The organism is Achromobacter sp. (assembly GCF_036567245.1).
Classification (GTDB): domain Bacteria; phylum Pseudomonadota; class Gammaproteobacteria; order Burkholderiales; family Burkholderiaceae_B; genus Achromobacter.
The window spans coordinates 1-3,476 of the sequence record NZ_DATCUY010000227.1 but is presented as its reverse complement, the minus strand read 5'-3'; the positions used below and the strand labels follow the sequence as shown (position 1 = coordinate 3,476).

Here is a 3,476-nt window from a genome sequence, read left to right as displayed (position 1 = left end):
GCTGGCCAGCGTTGAGCCCCCCCATGGCGGCCTCGGCTTCGCGAACCTTCGCCACCAGCGGTTCGTACACGTCCCGCGGCAGGCCGGCCGCCTCTGCCTTGTACTGCGCGACTTCGGCCCGCGACCGCCCCAGCGTGTTGGCCAGGCGCTCCAGCGACTGCCTGGCGCGCTGCTGCGAGGCGGTCAGCTTCTGCGCCGCCCCCTCGGCCGTGGTGCCGATACCCTGGAGGCTCCCGGATGCCTTCACGGCGGCGGCCGCGGCAACGGTGGCCATGTTGTTGACCTCGCGGCCAACCTCCTGCACTGCCGATTTGACGCCGCTGTTGTCGGCACCGAACTCCAGTGTGGCTTTGCCTACAACGTCCGTCATATCAATCCTTGTGCATTTCTTCCAGGGCGGCGCTTTCCATCACGCGCACCGCATCCCAGATCTCAGGCCACTGCCCCCGTTTGATGCCCATGAAGCGCATCACGGTGGGCAGCGTTCCGTAGTCCAGCCCCGTGGCGCCGCCGGCACCGACCCGCCATTGCGTATCCATGGCGCAGAAGACGCTGAACGGCAGCTGGTTCTCGGGCAACAGCACCACCAGGGGCGGCGCCACGTCTGCCTGGGTCAACCCCAACCACTCGTAGTCCTCCGCTGGCGGCGCACGCCAATAACGCCGCCGGGCCGCGGCGATCAGTTTCCCCGGCGGACCTCCGTCAGTTCCGACAGGTACTTGTCGATGATGGCCTCGACGGCAGGGCGGTGGTAGTTGCTGATCAGCAGCGCCAGCGCTTCGGGCGAGAAGCCCGTGTTTACGCCTTCCCAGCCCGCGACGATGACGCCGAGCCATTCGGCGTCCGACTGCGCATCCTTGCCGCTGGCCAGCCATGCGTTGAGGTCTTCCTTCGTCTTGTGGCGGAAGGTCAGGCGCAGCTTGGCCGGCTCGGCGCCGGGGCGCGGAATGTCGACGGTGGCGGCAAAGGTCGCTGGCGGGGTAAGGGAAAACAGCTGCTCTTCGTTGTGTTTGGGCATGGTTGGTCCTTACGCGGCGTAGCGGGTCGGGGCGCCAGTCAGCGACAGCGTCACCTGCTGCGTCATGGCTTCGTTCTTGGTGGTGGTGGGCATTTCGCTGAACGTCACGTAGGCCCGGAAATAGATCGTGGAACCGGACGGCAGGCGGAAACGGATCACGCGCGGAAGGCGGTCATCGTTCGCGGCCTTCAGCACTTGGTACTGCGGCAGCGTGTCGTCGTCGGCGATGGTGAGGTTGATCGAACGCGCGCTGCGCGTGGTCGGAATCTGCCGTTCGTCGCCGGTGTCTTCCAGGAACGAAAAGCTGTAGAACTGCTGTTCGCCGCCCTGGCTTGCCGATTCCATGACCTGCGAAATCTGCATCCAGTCGATGACGCGACGAACCGACCCGAGGCCGCCCCCTGCCGGGTAGCGGTTCAAGTCCGTCGTATCGATGCCTTCCAGCGACAGCTGGTCCGCAGTGACGGCGTCGGCGCGCGCCACACGGCCATCGAGCGCCGTCCAGGCCGAGGCCATTTCCACCACGTCGCCATCGGAGGCACCGTGTGCTGCCGCCGTCACCACGGCAGGGGCGGCATTAGAAACGGCCGTGGTAGCCGCCACAGCCGCATAGGTCTTGGCGATCGAGAAGATTGCGCCATTGGGAAGTTTCACGCCCATTTGGGCCTCCTGAAAATGAAAAAGCCGCCCGGAGGCGGCTGTGTTGAAAGCCCAAGGCGGGCTAGTCTTTGAACCAGATGGAAAAAGTCTGTTTGCGTGCGTAGAGGCCCGTATCGGGCTCGTGATCGGAAATTGCCCCGCCCTCAGTCAAGCCGAGGAGGCGCGGATCCAAGCGAATGACGTCCTCCGCTCGCCGGATGATCCTGGCCGCCTCCGTGTCCAGCTTTGCCCAGACATCGACCTGCAACGTGCCGTTGCGCTTGTCTGGAACGCCCTCTAGGAAATTCAGCGGCTTCCCGCCTATCCAGTGGTACGTGATTCGAGGCGACCTGGCCTCGGGTGGCGCAACTCCTGGATATACCTCGTCATTCACGAGCGGCCCCAGCACCGCGAAAATGTCTTCTTCAACCATGGGAATGCTCCGCGATGATTTCCGCCGTCAGTTCGCGCGCCCGATTGCGAGAGGCGTCCAGCGCTCTTTCGTAGAAATTAAAGGCTGGCCGGATAAAGGGCTTGGGCCCGTGCCGGCTGTTGCCATACTCCATCCAGTGGCCGTGAGGGGCCTTGGTATGGTTCCAGCTGATTTGGTAAACCTTCAGGTCATCGGATGAGCGATCTTCAGAGAACACCCGGTAGATGGCCGCCCTCAGCTGCCCCGGCTTTATTCCCTTCTTTTCCGGTCCCACGTACAGCGGTGCCAGTTCACGGGCCCGCTCGTAGAACACCAGCGCCCCCGCATGGGCCGCCGGTCGGACGACGCGCTGCTCCAGCGATTCGGCCAGCGCCATCAAGCTGGCCTCTAGATCGCCCGTCATCGTGGTGGAAATTTTCATGCCGACTCCCCCGGGATGGACTGACACACCAGGTCCACGTATTCGCGCCGTGCGTGATCTGGTAGAACCGCCTTGATGTCGAAAAGTGCGCCATCGTGGGCCAGCCGCATCGCCGCGGTCAGGTCGCGCCGGTACCGCACGCGATAGCTCGCCTTCACAAGCGAAACATCGCTTTCCGCTTTGATCGTCCCGAGCCCCGTAAGCTTCGCCACATTCGCCCAGGCGCGAGCGTGCTCCACCCATTCATCAACGACCTGCCCGCCCGGGGACCGCAACTTGTCGCGCCGAAAGATGACGATGCGGCAATTCAAGCTTCCTGCTTGGAGCATGGCACCTCCCTTAGAACTGCTTGCGATACCAGAGGAGCCTTTCGACCCCGAGTTGCACCTGGTTCGAGACCGCACCGACCACAACCCCTTCGCGGTTGGAGTACCAGTGCCCGACCAGCAGCAGCACCGCCTGTTCTACGTCGGTCGTCATTGCCATTTCGCCAGGCCCGTTAGGCTCGCCCGTAACGATCTTGCGATCGCAGTGCTGCTCGACGTGCGCGATGGCGCCATCGATATAGCCCTGAATCAGCACGTCGTCATCAAGAAAGTTCGGATCCAGGCGAAGGTGGGCCCTCACCCGGCCCACGTCCATTACTGCGCCCCCGTGCCATCCAGCAGCGCCGCCAATTGCTCCTTGGTGGCACCCTCAGGGATGGCTACGTTCTTCTCCGCCAGCGCCTTCTTCAGCTGGGCCGGCGTCATACCGTCCGACGCCCGCGGCGGCGCTTTGCCACCCTGCACTTCTTCGGCCAGGCGGTTGCCGATCAGCGCATGGCCATACTCCGGGTCCACGTTGTCGAAGGTATCGCCGGCACGAACGCGCCCGTTGCCCTTACCCAGCTTCGCAGCGTCGCCGCGAAAGCCCCACAGTGCTTTGATTTTCATGTTCTCTCCAGGTATGGCGGGGGGGGGGGG

General features: G+C 64.0%; 8 protein-coding genes and 1 pseudogene. All 9 read right to left on the bottom strand.

Annotated features, from left to right (window positions below; translation table 11 throughout):
* A pseudogene (locus VIR09_RS09975) lies at positions 1–370 on the bottom strand (phage tail tape measure protein); the annotation flags it as partial.
* 1 nt (position 371) lies between these two features.
* A complete protein-coding gene (locus VIR09_RS09970) occupies positions 372–617 on the bottom strand; it encodes a DUF1799 domain-containing protein (protein WP_332012716.1) in 246 nt (81 codons plus the stop codon).
* A gap of 62 nt (positions 618–679) precedes the next feature.
* The gene (locus VIR09_RS09965) at positions 680–1,018 is read right to left on the bottom strand and encodes a phage tail assembly chaperone (protein ID WP_332012715.1); all 339 of its coding nucleotides are present in this window, start codon (positions 1,016–1,018) and stop codon (positions 680–682) included.
* A 9-nt stretch (positions 1,019–1,027) separates the two neighbouring features.
* On the bottom strand, positions 1,028–1,678 hold the full coding sequence (locus tag VIR09_RS09960; RefSeq protein ID WP_332012714.1) for a phage tail protein: 651 nt from the start codon (positions 1,676–1,678) through the stop codon (positions 1,028–1,030).
* A gap of 61 nt (positions 1,679–1,739) precedes the next feature.
* Positions 1,740–2,090 (bottom strand): tail completion protein gp17, encoded by a 351-nt coding sequence (gene gp17, locus VIR09_RS09955; RefSeq protein ID WP_332012713.1) that lies wholly within the window; start codon positions 2,088–2,090, stop codon positions 1,740–1,742.
* Complete coding sequence (locus tag VIR09_RS09950) at positions 2,083–2,511, bottom strand: HK97-gp10 family putative phage morphogenesis protein (RefSeq protein WP_332012712.1); 429 nt, start codon at positions 2,509–2,511, stop codon at positions 2,083–2,085. The genes gp17 and VIR09_RS09950 overlap by 8 nt, the downstream gene beginning before the upstream one ends.
* Complete coding sequence (locus VIR09_RS09945; RefSeq protein ID WP_332012711.1) at positions 2,508–2,822, bottom strand: phage head closure protein; 315 nt, start codon at positions 2,820–2,822, stop codon at positions 2,508–2,510. Before VIR09_RS09945 ends, VIR09_RS09950 begins: the two co-directional genes overlap by 4 nt.
* A gap of 28 nt (positions 2,823–2,850) precedes the next feature.
* Complete coding sequence (locus VIR09_RS09940; RefSeq protein WP_332012710.1) at positions 2,851–3,153, bottom strand: head-tail connector protein; 303 nt, start codon at positions 3,151–3,153, stop codon at positions 2,851–2,853.
* The gene (locus VIR09_RS09935; protein ID WP_332012709.1) at positions 3,153–3,446 is read right to left on the bottom strand and encodes a hypothetical protein; all 294 of its coding nucleotides are present in this window, start codon (positions 3,444–3,446) and stop codon (positions 3,153–3,155) included. The genes VIR09_RS09940 and VIR09_RS09935 overlap by 1 nt, the downstream gene beginning before the upstream one ends.
* Positions 3,447–3,476: the final 30 nt, after the last annotated feature.

What these genes read in the sequence shown, in the direction of transcription:
- VIR09_RS09965 (WP_332012715.1), bottom strand. Translation starts at nt 1,018, where the DNA reads ATGCCCAAACACAACGAAGAGCAGCTGTTTTCCCTTACCCCGCCAGCG.
- gp17 (WP_332012713.1), bottom strand. Translation starts at nt 2,090, where the DNA reads ATGGTTGAAGAAGACATTTTCGCGGTGCTGGGGCCGCTCGTGAATGAC.
- VIR09_RS09940 (WP_332012710.1), bottom strand. Translation starts at nt 3,153, where the DNA reads ATGGACGTGGGCCGGGTGAGGGCCCACCTTCGCCTGGATCCGAACTTT.
- VIR09_RS09935 (WP_332012709.1), bottom strand. Translation starts at nt 3,446, where the DNA reads ATGAAAATCAAAGCACTGTGGGGCTTTCGCGGCGACGCTGCGAAGCTG.
- VIR09_RS09960 (WP_332012714.1), bottom strand. Translation starts at nt 1,678, where the DNA reads ATGGGCGTGAAACTTCCCAATGGCGCAATCTTCTCGATCGCCAAGACC.
- VIR09_RS09950 (WP_332012712.1), bottom strand. Translation starts at nt 2,511, where the DNA reads ATGAAAATTTCCACCACGATGACGGGCGATCTAGAGGCCAGCTTGATG.